This window comes from Leclercia sp. W17, assembly GCF_003336325.1.
Classification (GTDB): Bacteria; Pseudomonadota; Gammaproteobacteria; order Enterobacterales; family Enterobacteriaceae; genus Enterobacter.
Genome location: NZ_CP031101.1, coordinates 4365184 through 4387462 on the forward strand (window position 1 = coordinate 4365184; position 22279 = coordinate 4387462).

Sequence of the window (22279 nt, forward strand, 5' to 3'; positions counted from 1 at the left end):
TATTATCCTTGCCATAACTCCTCTGAGATATCTTTGTAACATTTTGTTACATAAAGCCAATAAATGTTATCCCCGCTCTGCCGTTGAAAAGCGATACCTTTTTAACAATGAGCAATTTATGATCAACTTTTTCCGCCGTGCAGGTCTGGGCACAAAGCTATCGCTGCTTACCGGCTTGAGTGTCGCCACTCTCTTTTTACTTTTCACTTTTCTCCTGAGCTACAACGCCAGTCAAAAACTTGAATCGCTGGCCGTAGAAGACCTTCATAACCAGTCCACCGGTGTGGTGGATATGGTGCAGATGTTCAATACCAGCCTCACCGAAGAGGTAGAAAGTTACACCCGCCTGTTCACCACCTTTTTGCCGCAGCCGCTGAGTATTGATGCCAGCCAGAGCCGCGTCATCAACGGCCAGAGCGTCCCCCTGCTAAAAGGCGGCGATACGGAACTCCATGAGAACAACACCACCCCCGATGATTTTCTGAATCGCACCGGCGCGATCTCTACGCTCTTTGTCCGTAGTGGCGACGATTTTGTCCGCGTGGCGACCTCGCTGCGTAAAGAGAACGGCGACCGGGCCATCGGTACGGTACTCGACCATGCCAGCCCGGCATGGGTAGTGGTCAACAAAGGTGAGGTCTATCGCGGCCTCGCCCTGCTGTTCGGTAAGCGCTATATCACCCAGTACCAGCCGGTAAAAGATGCGGGCGGTCAGGTGATCGCCATTATCTTCGTTGGGGTAGACATTACCCACTCATGGAACGTCATGCGCGAGAAGATCCTTAGCCGCCGTCTGGGTGAGAGCGGCCACTTCTTTGTGCTGAACCGCAGTAACGGCAAGAACCACGGCCAGTACCTGTTCCATAGCGCAGAAGAGGGAGAGCTGCCGAAGTGGGATAACACCGTTCAGCAACAGCTGCTGGGGGATCAATCCGGCACACTGGAGCGCCAGAGCGCCGATGGTCGCACGTTGATCATGGCCTGGACACCGCTACCGGGCTGGAACTGGACGATTGTGGGCGAGGTGGATAAAACCGTACTGCTGGCTGATGTGACCAGCATGCGCGACCGCTTCCTGCTGGCGGGCGTGGCGCTTTCCGCGCTCTTTGCCATGCTGTTCGTGTTTATTATCCGCCGCTGGCTCACGCGCCCGCTGCGCGATGTGATTGGCCTGGCCGAACAGTATGCCGCAGGCGATCTGCGTGCCACCCTGCCTGCTACCCGTCAGGATGAGGTGGGTCAGCTGATCGGTGCCATCAACGGCATTGGCGGCGGGCTGCAAAAAATCGTGCTGCAGGTGCGGGAAGCTGCGGGCGATATCCATCTGGGCACCAACGCCCTGGCGGCGGATACCGGCGAGATCTCCGAGCAGATCAACAAGCAGGCCAGCAGCGTGGAGGAGACGTCCGCCAGTATGGAGCAGCTGGCGGCCACCGTGCAGCAGAACGCCGCCAATATGGAGCAGACCCAGCAGCTGGTCGGCGAAACCTCCCGGGCGGTGCATCAGGGTGGGGAGACCGTCAGCAATGCTGTCTCCACCATGGATGATATTCGCGAAGCATCAAAACGTATCGAAGCCATCACCCGGGTGATTGAAGGTATCGCCTTCCAGACCAATATTCTGGCGCTCAACGCCGCCGTCGAAGCCGCCCGGGCGGGCGAGCATGGTAAAGGCTTCGCCGTGGTAGCCCAGGAGGTCCGCGCCCTCGCAGCGCGCAGCGCCAATGCGGTGAAGGAGATTGAGCAGCTGATTGGCGATACGCTCAGCAAGGTGAGCGAAGGCCACGCCCTGTCGGAGCAGACCCGCCAGGCGATGGAGAGCATCATCGCGCACATCGATAACATCAAGGCGCTGGTAACCGAGATTAACCATGCCTCTCACGAGCAGTCGGCGGGTATTGGTCAGGTGAACCTGGCGATGACCCATATCGGCGAAGCGTCGCATATCAACGCCGACCGCGTCTCACGCAGCGAACAGACGGCGCAAACCCTGCGGGAGAAGGGTTCGCACCTGACCGAGCTGGTCAGCCTGTTCCGCCTGTAAGGATCAGGCCACGCCGCCCGTGGCGCGCAGCAGCAGGTCGTCCTGCACCTGCTCGCTGAGCAACGATCGGCCACGGGCGTCGAGCATTTCACGGCACCAGGCCTGCGCCAGCGGCGGAGAAGCATGGCGCAGCATCTGCGCCCCTGCGCCCAGCAGGTAAATCTGCCGGGCGATCTCCCTGCCCTGCGCCTCCTGCGGTTTACGCAGTTTTTGCTGGAGCTGGCGCCAGCTGCGATCGAAATGACGATCCTGACCTTTAACCTCGGCAAAATCCGCCGCAAGCAGATCGACCACGCCAGGCTGTTTCGCCAGCACCCGCAGCACGTCCAGCCCCATGATATTGCCCGAGCCTTCCCAGATGCTGTTGACCGGCATCTCACGGTACAGGCGCGGCAGTTCGCTCTCTTCGCAATAGCCAATGCCGCCAAGAACCTCCATCGCTTCGGCGACGAAGGGTATCCCCGCTTTGCAGATCGCCAGCTTCGTCGCCGGGGTAAACAGCCGCGCCCAGAGCGCCTCCAGCTCGTTACCCCGGCGATCCCAGGCCCGCGCCAGGCGGAACAGCAGCGCCGTCTGCCCCTCCAGCTGGAGCGCCATGCGGCTTAACACATCGCGCATCAGCGGCTGGTCGATCAGGTTTTTGCCAAAAGTCTGCCGCTGGTGGGCGTGGTACAGCGCGACCGAGAAGGCCCGGCGCATCAGGCCGTGGCTGCCGAGTACGCAGTCGAATCGAGTGAGGCCGCCCATCTTCAGGATCTGGCGCACCCCTTCCCCCTCTTCACCCAACAGCCAGCCGGTGGCATCGAGGAACTCGGCTTCGCTGCTGGCGTTCGAGCGGTTGCCCAGCTTCTCTTTCAGGCGCTCCAGATGCACGGCATTGCGCAGCCCATCAGGCAGGAAACGGGGGACGAAGAAGCATGACAGGCCACCTTTGGCCTGCGCCAGCACCAGGTGGGCATCGCTTTGCGGCACCGAGAAAAACCATTTATGCCCCACCAGCCGATAACTCCCGTCGCCGCAGCGTTCTGCCCGGGTGGTGTTGCTGAGAACATCCGAGCCGCCCTGCTTCTCCGTCATCCCCATGCCAATTAACAGACCCCGCTTCTGATTGCCCGGTGCCAGATGGGAGTCATACCGGTCGCTGAGGAGCGGCGTCAGCCAGTCGTGAAACGCGCGCGGTAGCGCCTGCTGCAAAAGCGGCGTGGCGGCGTGGGTCATGGTGATGGGGCAAAGCGTGCCGGCCTCAACCTGCGCATGGAGGATAAACCGTGCCGCCCGGGCCACGAAGGCCCCTTTTCGCGCCTCCTCTTCCCACGCCAGGTTATGGACCCGGTTGGCACAAAGCCCCTGCATCAGCAGGTGCCAGGCGGGATGGAAGCGCACATCATCCAGCCGGGTTCCGCTGGCATCATAGCGCAGCAGTTCAGGGGGATTGGCGTTGGCCAGGCGGCCAAGCTCCAGGGATTCTGCCGTACCCAGCTGTTGACCGATGCTGGCGAGCAGCTCAGCGTCCCAGTCGGCACCTTCACGATTGACCGCTTCACACAGCGCGCGATTGGAAAGAAACAGGTTGCTGTTGGTGAGTGGCGCAGGCTGATTAAAAACAGTGTGCGTCTGCCAGTGCATAACGTATCCCTCCTTCTATGGCAATGGAATAAGTATGGACAAACCGGGCAGGCGCTGCACAACAGCGGGCACACAATATCGCCACCCTCAAGCGTGAATCTGGTCACACAATGAACGAATAATAAATTTCTTATCGTTTGTTATGGTGAATAATTTATTCTTACCCTCATGGAGAGATGACGATGCAAACCACTCAACGGGCGCCGGATGCCCATAAGCGCGCTTTAATTGCTGGCTCAATTGGTAATTTCATCGAATGGTACGAATTTGCGGTATACGGTTTTCTCGCCACCGTGATTGCGAAAAACTTCTTTCAGCTCAGCGGGGAAGCGGGACTGACCAGCCTGATCCTCACCTACGCCTCTTTCGCTATCGCCTTCTTCTTTCGTCCGCTGGGGGCCATCGTCTTTGGCCGGATTGGCGATCGCATCGGCCGCAAACCCACGCTCATTATCGTGCTGGTGATGATGACCCTGGCAACCGCGGCAATCGGCATCGTGCCGGTCTATGCCAGCATCGGCATTGCCGCCCCGCTCATCATCACCGGCCTGCGGATCCTGCAGGGACTTTTCGCCGGGGGAGAGTATGGCGGCGCGGTGTCGCTGATGACCGAGTTCGCCCCGCGCGGCAAGCGCGGGCTCTACGGCGCCTGGCAGTCCTTTACCGTAGCGCTGGGCCTGCTGGCCGGCGCGGGCATCGTGGCGCTGCTCTCCGCGCTGCTAACGCCAGAAGCCCTGCACGACTGGGGCTGGCGCATTCCCTTCTTTATCGCCCTGCCGCTGGGGGCCGTCGCTTTATGGCTGCGGGTGAGCATGGAAGAGACGCCCAGCTTCGTGAAGCAACAAACCAAACCGGTGGCCGTGAAGGCGCGCACCAGCGACACGCTGAAAGCCATCGGGATGGGAATTGGCCGGGTGATGGTGTGGTCTGCCGCAGGGTATACCTATCTGGTGATCATGCCCGCCTACCTGCAATCGGCGCTGCATACCGGCTTTAACCAGGCGCTGCTGATTGCGGTGATCTCCAATATCGGTTTTGCGCTGACCATTATCCCATCGGGGATCCTCAGCGACCGCATCGGACGCCGGACGGTGATGGTTATCGCCGCCGCGCTGCTGCTGATCCTCGCCCTGCCGTTGCTGAAAATTTTGCAGGCGGAGTCCAGCACCCTGGCGGTGAAAGCGATAGTGGTGCTAATTGCCGGTGGCCTGGTGGGGATGCTGGCAGGGCCGGGCCCGGCCATGCTGTCAGAGATGTTCCCGACAAGGGTGCGCTATACCGGACTGGGGCTGGCCTATTCGCTGTCGAACGCCATCTTCTCGGGCTGTGCGGGGCTAATCATTACCGGGCTGATAAAAGAGACGGGGAACCTGGATATTCCGGCGTATTACGTGATGGTCACGGCGGTGGTAAGTATTGTGGCGCTAATGACGCTTAAGAAGGATGACCACTTGCGGTCGCTGGAGGAGTGATACTGCCGGGTGGCGGCTTCGCCTTACCCGGCCTACAACAGCACGGACCGTAGGCCCGGTAAGCGCAGCGCCACCGGGCACAACAGACTACCCGCGCTGGCGTACCGCTTCGAACAGGCAGATGCCGGTTGCTACGGAAACGTTCAGGGACGAGACGCTGCCCGCCATCGGAATGCTGATCAGCTCGTCGCAATGCTCGCGCGTCAGACGACGCATGCCTTCACCTTCGGCACCCATCACCAGCGCCAGACGACCTGTCATTTTGCTCTGGAACAGGGTGTGGTCTGCTTCACCTGCAGTACCGACGATCCAGATATTCTCTTCCTGTAACTGACGCATGGTGCGCGCCAGGTTGGTCACGCGGATCAGCGGCACGTTCTCCGCCGCGCCGCAGGCCACTTTTTTGGCCGTCGCGTTGAGCTGCGCGGAGCGATCTTTTGGCACGATCACCGCATGGACGCCCGCCGCATCGGCGCTACGCAGGCAGGCACCGAGGTTGTGCGGATCGGTCACGCCGTCGAGGATCAGGAAGAACGGGTTTTCCAGCGCGGCGATCAGATCCGGCAGATCGTTCTCCTGATACTGGCGGCCCGGCTTCACGCGGGCGATGATGCCCTGGTGCACTGCCCCTTCGCTTTTCTCATCCAGGTACTGACGGTTCGCCAGCTGGATCACCACGCCCTGCGCTTCCAGGGCATGGATCAGCGGCATCAGGCGTTTATCTTCACGCCCTTTCAGAATAAAGACTTCCTGAAAACGCTCCGGTGCGCGCTCCAGCAGGGCCTGCACCGCGTGGATGCCGTAAATCATTTCACTCATTGATGGTTCTCATTAATTACTGTTCACCTCTCCCTTTCGGGAGAGGATCAAGGTCAGGGGAGAATTACTCCGCCACTTTTTTCTTTGCCGCGCGCTTCGCTTTGGTCGCCGCAGCTATTTTTTGGGTTTTGGCCGACGGTTTTTTGGCGGCTCTGGCCTCTTTCTTCGCGGCCTTCGACTTCTGTTTTTTCTCGCCACGGAAGGCGCTGTCCGGCTCGAAGTTTACCCGCTTACCGGCCTGACGGCGTTTGCCGCTGGTTTTTCCGGCGGCCCCTCTCTTCGCATTATCCCGCGCGGTTTTACCCACGTTACGTGGCGCGCGTTCGCTGGAGATCAGGCTGAAATCAATCTTACGCTCGTCCATGTTGACGGCTTCGACCTTCACTTCCACACGATCGCCCAGACGGTAGGTCTGGCCGCTGGACTCGCCGGTCAGACGCTGCCCAACCTGATCGTAACGGTAGTAGTCGTTGTCCAGGGATGAGACATGCACCAGACCATCGATAAACAGTTCATCAAGGCGTACAAAGAAGCCAAAGCCGGTGACGCTGGCAATCACGCCTTTAAAGACGTTACCTACCTGATCCAGCATGAAGTCGCACTTCAGCCAGTCCGCCACGTCACGCGTCGCTTCATCGGCGCGGCGTTCGGTCATGGAACAGTGTTGGCCCAGCTGCAGCACCTCTTCCATGGAGTAGTGATAACCCCCGGTTTCGGTCGTGTTGCCTTTGTGGCCCTGCTCATGTGCCAGCAGATACTTAATGGCACGGTGCAGTGACAGATCCGGATAACGGCGGATCGGCGAGGTAAAATGCGCATAAGACTGCAATGCCAGACCAAAGTGGCCGCGGTTCTCAGGATCGTAAATCGCCTGCTTCATGGAGCGCAGCAGCATGGTTTGCAGCATTTCCGCGTCAGGGCGATCGCTAATCGATTCCAGCAGCTCGGCGTAATCGCGCGGCTCTGGCTTGTTGCCCCCCGGCAGCTCAAGACCCAGCTCCGCCAGTACGGTACGGAAAGAGGTGATGGCCTCGGTGGTCGGTTTATCGTGGATACGGAACAGCGCGGGCTCTTTGGCTTTCTCAACGAAGCGTGCCGCGGAGATGTTCGCCAGGATCATGCACTCTTCAATCAGCTTGTGGGCATCGTTACGCTGGGTCTGTTCGATACGCTCGATGCGACGCTCAGCGTTAAAGATGAACTTCGCCTCTTCACTCTCAAATGAGATGCCGCCGCGCTCTTCACGCGCCTGCTCCAGCACTTTATAGAGGTTATGCAGCTCTTCGATGTGCTTCACCAGCGGAGCGTACTGTTCACGCAGATCCCGATCACCCTGCAGCATATGCCACACTTTGGTATAGGTCAGGCGCGCATGTGAACTCATCACCGCTTCATAGAATTTGTAGCCGGTTAAACGCCCCTTGCTGGAGATGGTCATTTCACAAACCATGCAGAGACGGTCAACCTGCGGGTTAAGCGAGCACAGGCCGTTGGAGAGCACTTCCGGCAGCATCGGTACAACCTGGGACGGGAAGTAGACCGAGGTGCCACGGTTACGCGCTTCGCCATCCAGTGGGGTGCCAGTACGAACGTAATAGCTCACATCGGCAATCGCTACCCAGAGACGCCAGCCGCCGCCGCGTTTTTTCTCACAGTAGACGGCGTCATCAAAGTCACGGGCGTCTTCGCCATCAATGGTGACCAGCGGCAGGCTGCGCAGATCCACGCGGCCCGCTTTTGCCGATTCCGGCACCTGCTCTTTCAGTCCTTCAACCTGCTCTTCAACGGCTTTTGGCCAGACATGGGGGATTTCATGGGTGCGCAGTGCCATATCCACGGCCATGCCGGTGCCCATGTTATCGCCCAGCACTTCCACAATCTTACCGACCGCTTTGGTACGACGGGTTGGACGCTGAGTCAGCTCAACCACCACCACAAAGCCCATCCGCGCGCCCATTACCTCTTCAGGCGGAATGAGGATGTCAAAGCTCAGGCGACTGTCATCCGGCACCACAAAACCTACGCCGGCATCGGTGAAGTAGCGGCCCACGATCTGGCTGGTTTTTGGCACCAGCACACGCACAACGCGCGCTTCACGACGCCCTTTGCGGTCTGCACCCAGCGGCTGGGCCAGGATCTGGTCACCGTGAATGCACATTTTCATCTGTTCAGATGAGAGGTAGAGGTCATCTTTGCGGCCTTCGACGCGCAGGAAGCCATAACCATCACGGTGGCCAATCACCATGCCTTTCAGCAGATCGAGACGCTCCGGTAGGGCATAGCATTGACGGCGGGTAAAGACGAGTTGTCCGTCGCGCTCCATCGCGCGAAGGCGGCGGCGAAGGGCTTCAATTTGCTCTTCGCCTTCAATGTTCAGTTCAACGGCAAGTTCTTCACGGTTGGCAGGTTTTTCGCGTTTTGTGAGGTGTTCAATGATGAACTCGCGGCTGGGGATAGGGTTCGCGTATTTTTCGGCTTCGCGTTCCTGGAAAGGATCTTGTGACATAGCGGTTCCTCCGTTGTCATCTCCGGTGGACGTTTTCTTCATTCCACCAGCAATAATTTATACAGCGGTTGATTCTCTTCAACCAAATCGGCCAGCGTGTAGTTATCCAGCTCCATGAGAAAACTTTGCACAGCCTTTGAAAGCGCCTGTTTCAGTCGACAGGCGGGGGTAATGTGGCAGAACTCGCTGCTGCAGTTCACCAGAGACAATGGCTCCAGTTCGCGCACCACATCACCAACACGAATACTCTGTGCCGGTTTACCGAGGCGGATGCCGCCATTTTTCCCGCGGACGGCAGCAACGTATCCGGCTCGGCTAAGTTGATTGATTATTTTGACCATATGATTACGGGACACACCGTAGACCTCTGTCACCTCAGAGATACTGGTCATCTGTCCAGCGGGCAACGACGCCATGTAAATCAGCGCACGCAATCCGTAATCGGTGAAACTTGTTAACTGCACATCAACCTCAGGAAAAGGGTAAAACGCGGTATATCCGCAGAGATATTCATTAATGATGATAAACCAGCCAGATAGTCAACGGCGAATTTATTTAAACTGAAAGGGGGAAAGGAGAACGAAAAAGCCGGATGCGCATGGCTTTCCGGCCTGTATGGGTGTTGTAGGCCCGGCAAGCGTAGCGCCGCCGGGCGAAACCATCATTATGCGTCGAACGGGTCGCGCAGGATCATGGTTTCAGAACGATCCGGGCCGGTAGAGATGATATCAATCGGCACACCGGTCAGCTCTTCAATACGCTGGATGTAATCCAGCGCTGCCTGTGGCAGGCCGCTACGTTCTTTCACGCCGAAGGTGGTTTCAGACCAGCCCGGCATGGTTTCGTAGATCGGCTCGATGCCCTGCCAGTCGTCAGCAGCCAGCGGAGTGGTGGTCACTTCACGGCCATCCGGCATACGGTAGGCAACACAGATTTTCACTTCTTTCAGACCGTCCAGGACGTCCAGCTTGGTCAGGCAGAAGCCAGACAGGGAGTTGATCTGCACCGCACGGCGCACAGCAACCGCATCCAGCCAGCCGGTACGACGACGACGACCGGTGGTCGCGCCAAACTCATTACCTTGCTTGCAGAGGAACTCGCCGGTTTCATCAAACAGTTCGGTCGGGAACGGACCCGCACCCACACGAGTGGAGTAAGCCTTGATGATACCCAGAACGTAATCCACATAACGTGGACCCAGGCCAGAGCCAGTTGCCACGCCACCTGCGGTGGTGTTGGAAGAGGTTACGTACGGATAGGTACCGTGGTCGATATCCAGCAGTGTACCCTGCGCACCTTCGAACATGACGAAATCGCCACGCTTGCGCGCCTGGTCCAGCAGATCGGAGACATCAACAACCATACCGGTCAGGATGTCAGCGATCGCCATGACGTCATCCAGCACTTTCTGGTAGTCAACGGCGTCAACTTTGTAGAAATTCACCAGCTGGAAGTTGTGATATTCCATCACTTCTTTCAGTTTTTCAGCAAAGGTGGCTTTATCGAACAGGTCGCCAACGCGCAGACCGCGACGAGCGACTTTATCTTCGTAAGCCGGGCCGATACCACGGCCGGTGGTGCCGATTGCTTTCGCGCCGCGTGCTTTTTCACGCGCCAGATCCAGCGCAACGTGGTAGTCGAGGATCAGCGGACAGGCTTCGGAGAGCAGCAGACGCTCGCGAACCGGGATGCCACGGTCTTCCAGGCCTTTCATCTCTTTCATCAGCGCAGCAGGAGACAGCACAACACCGTTACCGATGATGCTGGTCACATTGTCACGAAGAATGCCTGATGGAATAAGATGGAGGACGGTTTTTTCACCGTTGATTACGAGAGTATGGCCTGCGTTGTGACCACCCTGATAGCGTACAACAAATTTAGCACGCTCAGTCAGAAGATCGACGATCTTCCCTTTACCTTCGTCACCCCATTGGGTGCCCAGTACGACGACGTTGTTACCCATTTTCAAAATCACCGATTGCTTAAAAATGGATTCTACCATCGGTTTTGATGATGTTCAGCTTTTTTTGTATACAAATTTCGGCGAAATTGATGCCTTCCTCGCCAGTTAAACGATTACCTCAATATCTTGTGTGATGGGCCAATTCTCATCACAAGCGGTGCGGCAATTTCACTTACCGCTATGCCGAAGGAATTAGCGCTTTTCGTTCATCTCCAGTAAATCGGCTGTAACGAACAAAAAAAATGGCGCCCCTGAGGGGCGCCATTCGCTTTTTGAAGCCGTGAAATCAGCGACTGGCTTCCGGTGACTTCATATAGCGGAAGAAATCGCTGTCCGGGCTGAGAACCATAACGTCCTGATTGCTCTGGAAGCTGCTCTCATAGGCACGCAGGCTACGGATAAAGGCATAGAAGTCTGGATCCTGGCTGAAGGCATCCGCAAACAGCTTCGCCGCTTCGGCATCACCTTCACCGCGCAGGATACGGCCCTGACGCTCCGCTTCTGCCAGGGTTTTGGTCACTTCATAGTCTGCGGTTGCACGCAGCTTTTCAGCCTCTTCCTGACCCTGTGAACGATGACGACGGGCTACCGCTTCACGCTCGGCACGCATACGGTTGTAGATCGCCTCAGAGACTTCCGTTGGCAGGTTGATCTGCTTGATACGCACGTCAACCACTTCGATACCCAATGCCGCCATACTGTTCGGGTTGATAACCGCCACTTTACCGTTGGTTTCAGCCTGAACGCGTTCAGCCGCTTTGGCGATGGCATCGTCAGCCGCCGGAGTTGTCACTTCATCTTCCGTGCCGGCGGAACCGGAGTTCAGCGCATCGCGTACTTCAGAGGTCAGACGACCGCGGGAGTCGGTTACGATATCCCGCACATCCAGACGACCAATTTCAGAACGCAGACGGTCAGAGAACTTACGTTTCAGCAGCACTTCGGCCTGAGAGACGTCGCCGCCGCCCGTTGCCAGGAAGTAACGGCTGAAGTCGCTGATACGCCACTTGATATAGGAGTCAACGATCAGGTCTTTTTTCTCTTTGGTCACGAAACGGTCGGCCTGGTTATCCATCGTCTGGATACGCGCATCAAGCGTTTTCACTGACTGAATAAACGGCACTTTGAAGTGCAGGCCTGGCTCATAAATGACCGGACGCTTGTCGCTGTCACGCACGACGCTGCTGAACTGGAATTTAATCCCACGCTCGCCCTCTTTAACCACAAAAATTGAGGTGTAAAGCACAACCAGCACGATAATAATGATCGCAATTACTGACTTACGCATCGTTATTCCCCCTGACGCTGGTAGTCGTTACGCTGCGCGTTGGCGCGGCGTTGGTCCATGATGTCACCATCGCTTGAAGAAGAGCGGGTGTTTGCGCTGGCGTTACCGGTAGACGCAGGCGGCAGACGCAGCAGGTTATTCGCCCCACTGTCGTTCTTTGCGCCCGCGGCACTGGTGCCTTTCAGCATCTGATCCAGCGGCAGAACCATCAGGTTGCCACCTTTGCTGTCATTGACCAGTACCTTACGGGTGTGGCTCAGCACTTTCTCCATGGTTTCGATATAGAGACGTTCACGGGTAATTTCCGGCGCAGCTTTATATTCCGGCAGGATTTTCGCAAAGCGAGCCACCTCACCCTGGGCTTCCAGCACGGTCTGGGTCTTATAGGCTCGCGCCTCTTCCAGAATACGCTGTGCCTGACCGTTCGCACGCGGCTGAACTTCGTTGGTGTAGGCTTCTGCCTCACGGATGTACTGCTGTTCGTTTTCACGGGCAGCAATCGCATCGTCAAACGCCGCTTTGACCTCTTCCGGCGGACGAGCAGCCTGGAAGTTGACGTCCAGCAGGGTGATACCCATGTTATACGGACGAATGGTCTCTTCCAGCTCACGCTGGGTATCGCTACGAATAACGGTACGACCTTCGGTCAGAATGCGGTCCATGGTGTATTTACCGATCACGCCACGCAGGGCGCTGTCGGTCGCCTGACGCAGGCTGTCATCGGCGCTGGTCACGCTAAAGAGGTAACGTTCAGGATCGGTCACGCGATACTGCACGTTCATCTCAACGCGCACCACGTTTTCGTCTGACGTCAGCATCACGCCGGATGCCGCCAGTTCGCGTACCGATTCAACGTTCACCGCCGTGACGTCATCGATAAAGGTCGGTTTCCAGTTCAGGCCCGGCTCAACCAGATGGCTGAATTTGCCGAAACGGGTGACAACACCGCGCTCTGCTTCTTTGATTGTGTAGAACCCGCTGGCTGCCCAGATAATCACCGCCGCTGCGGCAACAATGCCCACCACACGACCGCCCATATGAGGACGCGGCCCCTGGCCAGTACCGCCGCCAGTGCCTTTACCACCGCCGAGTCCGCCCAGCTTTTTGCTCAGCTTGCGGAAGATATCATCCAGATCGGGTGGCCCCTGCTCGCGACCACCTTTGTTGCCATTTCCCCCGGAGTTGCCGCCTTGATTATTGCTGCTCCCCCACGGGTCGCGGTCTTGTCCGTTATTACCGGGCTGATTCCACGCCATGTATGTGCTCCATATTTGTTATGCGGTGATATACCCTCAAACGCCTGGCATGCCGGAGCATTCGCAGCGGTTCGGGTATCCCAAAGGGCAAAATCCTTCAGGCATCTCCTTTCCGGTCAGACGACGTAGTCGACCAGCGCAGGTTCTTGTTTACAGAGGCGACGCCAGTCGACGATTGGCATACGCACCTGCAACCCCACGCTGCCGTCATCCTCCATCCACTCTTTTTCTATCGCCTGAAGCTGATAAAAACGGCTGCGCAGTCTGCCTTCCTCGGGTGGCAGACGCAGCGTGTGCTGAGCCACTTCACCGGAAAGACGTTCTGTTAAAGCCTGGAAAAGCAGTGGTACACCGACACCGGTCTGCGCAGAAAGCCAGACCCGAATCGGTATGTTCTCTTCATCCCTGTCGATACGCGGTTCGAAATTATCCAGCATATCGATCTTGTTCATCACCAGCAGCGTCGGGATCTCGTGGGCATCAATCTCTTCCAGCACGATATTCACTGCATCAATATTTTCCTGTACGCGTACATCCGCAGCGTCGATAACGTGCAACAGCAACGTCGCCTGACGGGTCTCCTGCAGGGTGGCTTTAAACGCGGCCACCAGATCGTGCGGCAGATGACGGATAAACCCAACGGTATCCGCCAGCACGGTTTCACCGACATCCGTCACATCAATGCGGCGCAGCGTCGGATCCAGGGTCGCAAACAGCTGGTCTGCGGCGTAAACCTGGGCCTCAGTAATCTGGTTAAACAGGGTGGATTTACCGGCGTTGGTATAACCAACCAGCGACACCGTCGGGATGTCGGCTTTCTGTCGGGAGCGGCGCCCCTGCTCACGTTGCTTCTCAACTTTTTCCAGCCGTGAGAGGATCTGGGTAATACGGCCACGCAGCAAGCGACGGTCGGTTTCGAGCTGGGTTTCACCCGGGCCGCGCAAACCAATCCCGCCCTTTTGTCGTTCAAGGTGTGTCCAGCCACGCACCAGGCGCGTCGCCAGATGGCGCAACTGCGCCAGCTCAACCTGCAATTTCCCTTCATGGGTACGTGCACGTTGGGCAAAAATGTCTAAAATCAAACCCGTCCGATCGATAACACGACATTCGCACAGACGTTCTAGGTTGCGTTCCTGGGCCGGTGTCAGGGCGTGATCAAACAGCACGACCGATGCGCCAGTCGCTTTAACGGCATCCGCAATCTCTACTGCTTTACCTTCACCAACAAAAAACTTTGGGTGCGGCGCTTTACGGCTACCGGTAATCACCTGCATTGCTTCGACACCGGCGGAAGAGACCAGAGATTCAAACTCCTGGAGATCTTCCATATCTTTGTCTTGCGAAAAATAGATGTGTACCAGCACCGCCTGCTCACCGGCATCGTAACGGTCAAACAAGCGTAAACCTCTCAAAAAAGATCAGCGGGGAACGCAGAAAATCTGGCTCCCCGATATGGAAATAACAGCCAGTAACCTTATTCGGTCTCTTCGCTGTCCTGCGCAGGCGCAGAAGAACCCTGCGCGTTGCTGCCATGATGGTAGTTACTGGAACCGCCGCCAGCGTTATTGCTGTGATGAGATACCGGGCGAGACGGAACAACAGTAGAAATCGCGTGCTTATAAACCATCTGGCTGACCGTGTTTTTCAACAGGATCACGAACTGATCGAAAGACTCAATCTGACCTTGCAGCTTAATACCATTCACCAAATAAATAGAAACTGGAACACGTTCCCGACGCAGTGCGTTCAAGAACGGATCTTGTAAAGATTGCCCCTTAGCCATTCTATCTTTTCCTTATATGCTTGTTTTGTACTTAGAACCTTGCGATTCTGAAAAATTGCGCACGATACGGCTTAATTGTACACATTCAGTCTGCGATATCACCAACAACCTGTAATACATCGTGTAACGCCTGTTGCGGTTTTTCACTGTCTAACCAGTGAACTCCCTCCCAACCGCGTAACCAGGTAATCTGGCGCTTCGCTAACTGTCTCGTGGCGCAAATACCTCGATAAACCATTTCATCATGCGAAATCTCACCTTCAATGTATGACCACATCTGGCGATAACCCACACAACGAATGGAAGGCATATCCGTATGCAAATCTCCACGGGCAAATAGCGCCCGCACTTCTGCTTCAAAATCTGAAGCCAACATCTGATGAAAACGCTGCTCAATTCGCTGATGGAGCAGTTCACGGCTCGCCGGGGCGATGGCGAACTGATGCACCTGATACGGCAGAGCCTCTCCTGACGTTTGCGTCAGTTCCGTTAAAGTTTTACCCGAAATGAAAAAAACTTCCAGTGCCCGGGAAAGCCTTTGCGGATCATTTGGATGAATACGTGCTGCCGCAACCGGATCAATTTCTGCCAGCTGCGCATGCAGTACACCCCATCCCTGCTCTGCTGCCTGATGCTCAATTTTTGCTCTAATGGCCGGATCTGCCGAAGGTAACGGCGACAACCCTTCCAGTAACGCTTTGAAATAGAGCATTGTTCCGCCCACCAGCAGCGGGATACGTCCTGCTGCTGTGATCTCAGCCATATGCGCCAGCGCATCGCGACGAAAATCAGCCGCTGAATAAGCCTGCGCAGGGTCAAGGATGTCCAGCAATCGGTGCGGCGCCGCGCGTAACTCGTCTGCGTTAGGCTTTGCCGTACCAATATCCATCCCCTGATAAATAAGGGCGGAATCAACGCTAATCAACTCTACTGGCAAAACTTTACGTAACTCAATGGCTAACGCGGTTTTACCCGAGGCCGTTGGCCCCATCAAAAATATCGCCTTAGGCAGGCGGGTATTGCTTACATCACTCATTTTTCAGGGCGGCCTTAGCCGTTTGTAGATCAACAGGTTGTAATAAACCACCCGGCGGAGCCTTCACCAGCTGCGGACAGAGGCGCTCGACCTCCGCCAGCACGGTGATAGCCTGCGCCATACTCCACGTCGGGTGATCGCTGGCCAGCTGGCGGGCGATCCACTGTGCAGTATTGGCGGCATCAAACGTTGTCTGCTGCGCCAGGTAGCCTATCAGTTCAGGAATCAAGTTTTGTAAATTTTGTTGGCGTAAGGGTAAAGGCACGGCCCGAAGCGTCACATGATGCGATTCCAGCACCATTTCGATCCCCATTTCAGCAAGGGCAGCCTGATGACGCTGCACCACCTGCGTCTCCTGCGGCGAGATTTTTATCCGCACAGGGATCAACAGCGGCTGGGCGCAGGCCTGATGAGGACCGGGCGCCAGCTGCGCCTGTTTCAGCCAGCGTTCGGCAACCGGCAGGGATAACAGCGCCAGATGACCGTCCTGCTCAAGCAGCGCGGCATCGGGTGCTATGATGGTCAGCACCCGACCAAAACTCTGGTTATGGCCCATCAGGGCGGGGGCTGCGGGAGCGGCCTCAGCCGTTTTTTGTGCCGGAGCCGGGGTGTCCAGCAAGGTGCGATACACCGCGCCCGCCTGCTTCTGATAGCCCGGCTGGGCATGTGGATAATTCGCCCCGGACGTCCGGGGAGCTGAGCCGCCAGACGAAAAACGCGGTGCGGCAGGTTCCCGCGCGACAGCGGGTTCAGCAAACTGGTTTTTGCCCGCCGCAATACGGTTTTCCGGGATGGGACGCGGCGCAGGCTCCACGTTACTCAGCGGCAGGTTTGGCTCGGCCTGCTGCTGCAATACGCTCAGCACTCCCTGGTAGATGAAGTCATGCACCAGCCGGGACTGGTGAAAACGCACCTCATGCTTCGCCGGATGGACATTGACATCCACCTGATGCGGGTCGATCTCCAGATAGAGCACAAATGCAGGTTGTTCGCCGGCACCGAGTTTATCTTCACACGCCTGGCGGATCGCATGGTTGATGAGACGGTCACGCATCATGCGTCCGTTCACGTAGCAATACTGGATCTCGGCAAAAGCCGCGCTGCTCGCTTTCGGATCGGCCACCCAGCCGCGCAGGGTCAGATCGCCATGCTGCCACTCAATGGCCAGCGCCTTTTCAAGAAACGGCGTGCCGCAGATGGCGCCCAGCCGGCGCTCCTTCTGCCCGCCCTGCGCCACGGCGCGGTACTGGCGTATCATCTTGCCGTTATGGCTCAGATTGATGGTGACATCGAAGCGCGCCAGGGCAATGCGGCGAATAATCTCGTCGATATGGCCAAATTCGGTTTTCTCGGTGCGCATAAACTTGCGCCGCGCGGGGGTGTTGTAGAAGAGATCCAATACCTCCAGCGTCGTTCCCACCGGATGCGCGGCAGGTTTGACCGTCACGTCCATATCCCGGCCTTCGGCATAAGCCTGCCAGGCTTCCGGTTGTTCTGCCGTGCGGGAGGTGAGCGTTAAGCGGGAGACGGAGCTGATACTGGCCAGCGCTTCGCCGCGGAAACCGAGGCTGATAATGGCTTCGAGATCGTCGAGAGAGGCGATTTTGCTGGTTGCGTGACGAGCCAGCGCCAGCGCCAGCTCCTCTTTTTTGATGCCGCAGCCGTTATCACGGATCCGAATGAGCTTCGCTCCGCCGCGTTCAATATCGATATCGATGCGGGTGGCGCCCGCATCAAGGCTGTTTTCCACCAGCTCTTTCACTACCGACGCAGGTCGTTCTACCACCTCACCGGCGGCGATTTGGTTCGCAAGCTGCGGCGGCAGAACCTGAATCGGCATGATAGCTCCTTAATTGGTCGAGGTTGACTCGCCCGGTAACATGGCGCTGGCGGTCTGCCCCGCGCCGCCCTGTGGGGCAGACTGGAGCGGATGCGCATCAAAGTACTTACGCAGGCCTTTATAAATCGCTTCGGCAATCTGCTGCTGGTAGCTGTCGCTGGCCAGCAGGCGCTCTTCACCGTTATTACTGATGAAGCCCGTCTCCACAAGAATGGACGGAATATCCGGCGAACGCAGCACGCCGAGGCTGGCATGTTCCGGGCGGCGCTTATGCAGGGAACCGACACTTTGCAGCTGATTCAGGACGTTAGTCGCTACATCATACCCGACACGCTGGGAATGGCCGAACTGTAAATCCAGTACCGCCTGGCTCAGGTAGGGATCCGACTGGCTGTTTGCCAGCACGTCGCCCGCCCCGCCTAACAGCTCGGATTGCTTTTCATGTTCCTCAAGCCAGTTTGCCATTTCGCTGTTGGCGCGACGGTTGGAAAGTACCCATACGGATGCCCCCGTCGCGTTGCGGTTTGGAGCCGCATCGGCATGTACTGAGACCAAGAAATTGGCATTCTGCTGACGCGCCACATCTGAACGGCCCATGACCGAGATAAAATAGTCACCGTCACGGGTCAACACCCCTTTAAACATCGGGTCGTCGTTCAGCAAGGTCCGCAGCTTACGGGCAATGGCGATGGTCACGTTTTTCTCACGCGTACCCCCCGGCCCAATGGCGCCAGGGTCATCGCCACCGTGTCCAGCATCGATGGCGATAATAACTTTATCGCCGCTTGCCGGGCGTGCCTGCACCGCGGGACGGGTCACCGTGTTGCTGCTGGTGACGCTGGTAATACGATCGCTGCCGGATTTAAACGGATTTCGTGCGGGCTCCGAAGGGCGCGGCGCAACGACAGGCTCTTCCACCCGCTTGACCACGACCGGTGGCGGCGGAGGCGGCGGTGGTGCATCGGCGTTGATGGTAAAGACCACCATATAGTTCGCGCCGTTTTGTTGCTTCACCGCCCGGGTCTTGCCGTTCTCCGTTAAATCAACCACCAGACGCAGGGATTGCGCGTCTTTTGGCGTACCGGAACGAATGCTGCGCACCAGGTTGTTGCCGCTGAACTGTAACGGCAGCCCCTTGATAACGCCGGTCTGTTTAATATCCAGCGCGACGCTGCGCTTATCGTCCTGCGAAAACGCATACTCAGGATCGCCCATAAAGCTGAAGGTGATTCGGGCCTGAGTGTCTCCGTTGGAAACCTGAATATCGGACAACGTTGCCGCCCCGGCCTGTGCGCAAAACAGCACCGTTGCAGCTATCAACCAACTTTTAACGCGATTAATCATCCCGTTATCTCTTAACTTAACCGGCTAAACGCGCCAGTATCGAATTTCCTGATGCGGAGAGAGCAGTCACGCGGGCCTCACGCCCTTGCGCCTGATACTCCAGGTGAATTTCAACATCGGGTTCAGGTAACACACCGGTACCCTGCTGCGGCCACTCGACCAGGCAAATGGCATCGTTGGCAAAGTAGTCACGGATCCCCATAAATTCCAGCTCTTCAGGATCGGCAAGGCGATAGAGATCGAAGTGGTAGACCATCAGGTTTTCCAGGGTGTAGGGCTCGACCAACGTGTAGGTCGGGCTTTTCACATTACCCTGATGCCCCAGCGCCTGTAAGAAGCCCCGGCTAAAGGTGGTCTTACCCGCGCCAAGGTCGCCATACAGATAGATGACGGTTGCGCCTTCGCAGGCCTGCGCCACGCGCTGGCCGAGATCTAAAGTTGCTTGTTCGTCGGGTAAAGGGATCACGCGATTAATCATTTTCTACGTCAGTTATTTTCGGGTTAACGACACGCCTTAGCGTGTCAAAAAGATCGGTTGCCAGCATGCCGCGCGTGCCATAGTGGTCAGCCAGCCGATCGGCTGCTGCACCATGCGCGACGCAGCCTGCGCAGGCGGCATCATAAAGCGCCAGTTTCTGTCCAAGCAACGCGCCAATAATACCGGAAAGCACGTCGCCCATTCCGCCGCTCGCCATTCCGGCATTGCCGACATCCACGATGCCTGCCTCTCCGCTCTCGCTGGCGACGACGGTACCGGCGCCTTTCAGGACGACAACACCACCGTAACGTTTTACCAGACGCTGGGCAGAATGTAAGCGATCGCTTTCAATTTCTGCAACGCTGCAGTTAAGCAGCCGCGCGGCCTCGCCGGGGTGCGGCGTCAGGATGCGATTGTGACGTTTATCCGGGTTGATTGCCAGAAGGTTCAGCGCGTCAGCGTCCCATAGCATCGCATGGCGAAAGTTTTCGACCTTGCGTAGTGCCTCTTTCCCCCACGGCTCCTGACCGAGACCGGGGCCAATCACCACCACATCGGCCCATTGCAGACTGTCATCCAGCGCCTTCGGCGTCAGTTCATGCACCATCAGCTCAGGCCGGGCGGTAACGATCGGGGCAATATTTTCGCGGCGGGTCAGGACGCGCACCAGCCCAGCCCCCGTGCGCAGTGCTGCTTCGCCGGTCATACGAATAGCGCCCGCTGTGCCATGGTCGCCGCCGATAATCACCAGCCGGCCATGATCGCCCTTATGGGAGGTTGGACGGCGTGGCGGCAACCACTGCGCCAGATGCGAGGCATCAAAGCGGGTGATGGCGGTCTCCTGCCCGGCGAGCCAGCCTTCCAGGCCAAGCGCGTGATGATGCAACGTGCCCACCACATCGCGCGCTTTACCGGTCAACAGGCCCGGTTTAAGGGCAATAAACGTCACCGTATGGTCGGCATTTATGACCGCGCCTGGCGTGGTGCCCGTCTGAGCAACCAGCCCGGAGGGAATATCCAGCGCAACGATGGAGGCCGCATGCTGGTTAGCGTGGGCGATCAATCCGGCAACCTCGTCGCGAGGCGCGCTGCGCAAACCTGTTCCCAGAAGGCCGTCAACAATCAGGTCGATGCCTTCCGGCCAGGGGGTATCCGCAGCGTGGATAATCCCCGCCGCATCCAGCCAGGCTTGCCGCGCGTTTGTGGCTTCTTCCGGAAGCGGTTTGTCGCTCTCTGTCGCCAGCAGCGTAACGGTAATGCCCGCGGCAAGTGCCAGTCGGGCGACGACATAGCCATCACCGCCGTTATTGCCATGACCGCACAGGATGAGCCAGTGGCGGGATTGCGGATAAGCGGTACGGGCAACGGTGAACGCTGCCTCACCCGCACGTCGCATCAGTTCATAAAGGGTAATGCCCAGACTGTCTGCCGCCTCTTTTTCGGCGCGCCGCAGGTCGTCCGCGGGCCAGACAGAGTGTGGTATACTTGCGGGGTTTTTCTTCACAGTATGGTCCGTCATGTCACAGCCCCTCGATCTCAATCAGTTAGCGCAAAACATTAAACAGTGGGGCGCTGAGCTTGGTTTTCAACACGTGGGTATCACCGATACCGATCTCTCTGCCAGCGAGCCCAAATTGCAGGCATGGCTGGATAATCAATACCACGGCGAGATGGAGTGGATGGCGCGTCACGGCATGATGCGCGCCCGCCCGCATGAACTGTTGCCGGGAACCCTGCGCGTGATCAGCGTGCGTATGAACTACCTTCCCACCGGAGCCGCTTTTGCCAGTACGCTGAAGAACCCCTCTCTAGGGTATGTCAGCCGTTATGCCCTGGGGCGTGACTATCATAAACTGTTGCGTAACCGGCTCAAAAAGCTTGGGGAAATGATTCAGGAGCAGTGCGCCACGCTGAATTTTAGACCTTTTGTCGATTCTGCGCCTGTTCTTGAGCGCCCGCTGGCGGAAAAAGCCGGGCTCGGCTGGACAGGTAAGCACTCACTTATCCTCAGCCGCGATGCCGGGTCGTTCTTCTTCCTGGGGGAACTGCTGGTGGATATTCCGTTGCCGGTGGATAAGCCGGTCGAAGAAGGCTGCGGCCGCTGTGTGGCCTGTATGACCATCTGCCCTACCGGCGCCATTGTCGAGCCCTATACCGTCGATGCCCGCCGCTGCATCTCCTACCTGACCATTGAACTGGAAGGGGCGATCCCGGAAGAGTTTCGGCCGTTAATCGGCAATCGCATTTACGGCTGCGATGATTGTCAGCTGATCTGCCCGTGGAATCGTTATTCACAGCTAACGGAAGAGGACGACTTCAGCCCGCGCAAGGCGTTACACGCGCCGCCGCTGACAGAGCTGTTTGCCTGGAGCGAAGCCTGGTTCCTGAAAGTGACGGAAGGATCGGCGATTCGCCGTATTGGTCACATCCGCTGGCTGCGTAATATCGCCGTTGCGCTGGGAAATGCCCCCTGGAATGAAGCCAATCTCCGGGCGCTGGAAAGTCGCCGAGGTGAGCACCCACTTCTCGATGAACACATAGAGTGGGCGGTTGCGCAGCAGATCGCCAAACGAAATGCCTGCGTAGTGGAGGTGCAATCTCCGCAGAAACTCAGGCTGGTAAGGGTCGTCGAAAAGGGGCTCCCGAGAGATGCATGATGTTTCCACAGCCTGTGAATAAAAATTAAAAGGCAGAGAGAGACTGGTTCTGGCTATTGGTCAAGTGATCGAGCTAACATTTTGAAATGAAATTTTCTTTATAAATTTCAAGACATTAAAACGTTACTATTCATCAGGCGAAGTTTCCGAATATTCGGTAAAAAGAG

Annotated in this window: 17 protein-coding genes; 3 read left to right on the forward strand and 14 right to left on the reverse strand. The window is 57.3% G+C overall.

The genetic code is table 11. From position 1 onward, the window contains the following. The first annotated feature begins 118 nt into the window (after positions 1-118). A complete protein-coding gene (locus tag DVA44_RS21665; protein ID WP_114388104.1) occupies positions 119-2044 on the forward strand; it encodes a methyl-accepting chemotaxis protein in 1926 nt (641 codons plus the stop codon). 3 nt (positions 2045-2047) lie between these two features. Here the strand turns inward: DVA44_RS21665 and DVA44_RS21670 are convergent, their stop codons facing one another. Further along, positions 2048-3670: an isovaleryl-CoA dehydrogenase gene (locus DVA44_RS21670; protein ID WP_114388105.1), complete on the reverse strand. Its 1623-nt coding sequence runs from the start codon at positions 3668-3670 to the stop codon at positions 2048-2050. A gap of 182 nt (positions 3671-3852) precedes the next feature. Here DVA44_RS21670 and DVA44_RS21675 point away from each other — a divergent pair, with 182 nt between their 5' ends. Beyond that, positions 3853-5142 (forward strand): MFS transporter, encoded by a 1290-nt coding sequence (locus DVA44_RS21675; protein WP_114388106.1) that lies wholly within the window; start codon positions 3853-3855, stop codon positions 5140-5142. Positions 5143-5229: 87 nt separating this feature from the next. Here DVA44_RS21675 and rlmB read toward each other — a convergent pair whose 3' ends face one another. The 13 genes from rlmB to nnr form a co-directional block, all read right to left on the reverse strand. Further along, the gene (gene rlmB / locus DVA44_RS21680) at positions 5230-5961 is read right to left on the reverse strand and encodes a 23S rRNA (guanosine(2251)-2'-O)-methyltransferase RlmB (RefSeq protein ID WP_103822999.1); all 732 of its coding nucleotides are present in this window, start codon (positions 5959-5961) and stop codon (positions 5230-5232) included. 64 nt (positions 5962-6025) lie between these two features. Continuing rightward, positions 6026-8467 carry a ribonuclease R gene (gene rnr / locus DVA44_RS21685; RefSeq protein WP_114316084.1) on the reverse strand — a complete coding sequence of 814 codons (2442 nt, stop codon included), beginning with the start codon at positions 8465-8467 and terminating at the stop codon, positions 6026-6028. A gap of 38 nt (positions 8468-8505) precedes the next feature. After that, entirely contained in the window at positions 8506-8931 is a 426-nt protein-coding gene (nsrR, locus tag DVA44_RS21690) for a nitric oxide-sensing transcriptional repressor NsrR (RefSeq protein WP_103822997.1), read from the reverse strand. Positions 8932-9131: 200 nt separating this feature from the next. Beyond that, positions 9132-10430: an adenylosuccinate synthase gene (locus DVA44_RS21695; protein WP_039028486.1), complete on the reverse strand. Its 1299-nt coding sequence runs from the start codon at positions 10428-10430 to the stop codon at positions 9132-9134. 286 nt (positions 10431-10716) lie between these two features. Continuing rightward, on the reverse strand, positions 10717-11718 hold the full coding sequence (gene hflC / locus DVA44_RS21700) for a protease modulator HflC (RefSeq protein WP_103822996.1): 1002 nt from the start codon (positions 11716-11718) through the stop codon (positions 10717-10719). 2 nt (positions 11719-11720) lie between these two features. Next, positions 11721-12974: an FtsH protease activity modulator HflK gene (gene hflK, locus DVA44_RS21705; protein WP_103822995.1), complete on the reverse strand. Its 1254-nt coding sequence runs from the start codon at positions 12972-12974 to the stop codon at positions 11721-11723. Between the two features lie 116 nt (positions 12975-13090). After that, the gene (gene hflX / locus DVA44_RS21710) at positions 13091-14371 is read right to left on the reverse strand and encodes a ribosome rescue GTPase HflX (RefSeq protein WP_103177967.1); all 1281 of its coding nucleotides are present in this window, start codon (positions 14369-14371) and stop codon (positions 13091-13093) included. A 77-nt stretch (positions 14372-14448) separates the two neighbouring features. Continuing rightward, positions 14449-14757: an RNA chaperone Hfq gene (gene hfq / locus DVA44_RS21715; RefSeq protein ID WP_032616179.1), complete on the reverse strand. Its 309-nt coding sequence runs from the start codon at positions 14755-14757 to the stop codon at positions 14449-14451. A gap of 85 nt (positions 14758-14842) precedes the next feature. Next, the gene (gene miaA, locus DVA44_RS21720; protein ID WP_103822994.1) at positions 14843-15793 is read right to left on the reverse strand and encodes a tRNA (adenosine(37)-N6)-dimethylallyltransferase MiaA; all 951 of its coding nucleotides are present in this window, start codon (positions 15791-15793) and stop codon (positions 14843-14845) included. Further along, positions 15786-17633 carry a DNA mismatch repair endonuclease MutL gene (gene mutL, locus DVA44_RS21725; protein WP_114316086.1) on the reverse strand — a complete coding sequence of 616 codons (1848 nt, stop codon included), beginning with the start codon at positions 17631-17633 and terminating at the stop codon, positions 15786-15788. The genes miaA and mutL overlap by 8 nt, the downstream gene beginning before the upstream one ends. Before the next feature lie 9 nt (positions 17634-17642). Further along, positions 17643-18977 carry an N-acetylmuramoyl-L-alanine amidase AmiB gene (amiB, locus tag DVA44_RS21730; protein WP_114388107.1) on the reverse strand — a complete coding sequence of 445 codons (1335 nt, stop codon included), beginning with the start codon at positions 18975-18977 and terminating at the stop codon, positions 17643-17645. A gap of 16 nt (positions 18978-18993) precedes the next feature. Further along, positions 18994-19455: a tRNA (adenosine(37)-N6)-threonylcarbamoyltransferase complex ATPase subunit type 1 TsaE gene (gene tsaE, locus DVA44_RS21735; RefSeq protein WP_103177963.1), complete on the reverse strand. Its 462-nt coding sequence runs from the start codon at positions 19453-19455 to the stop codon at positions 18994-18996. Further along, on the reverse strand, positions 19448-20974 hold the full coding sequence (gene nnr, locus DVA44_RS21740) for a bifunctional ADP-dependent NAD(P)H-hydrate dehydratase/NAD(P)H-hydrate epimerase (RefSeq protein WP_114388108.1): 1527 nt from the start codon (positions 20972-20974) through the stop codon (positions 19448-19450). Before nnr ends, tsaE begins: the two co-directional genes overlap by 8 nt. Here nnr and queG point away from each other — a divergent pair. Continuing rightward, positions 20973-22112, forward strand: a complete 1140-nt coding sequence (queG, locus tag DVA44_RS21745) for a tRNA epoxyqueuosine(34) reductase QueG (RefSeq protein WP_114388109.1) — start codon at positions 20973-20975, stop codon at positions 22110-22112. The two genes, nnr and queG, sit on opposite strands and share 2 nt — an antisense overlap. Positions 22113-22279 lie beyond the last annotated feature (167 nt).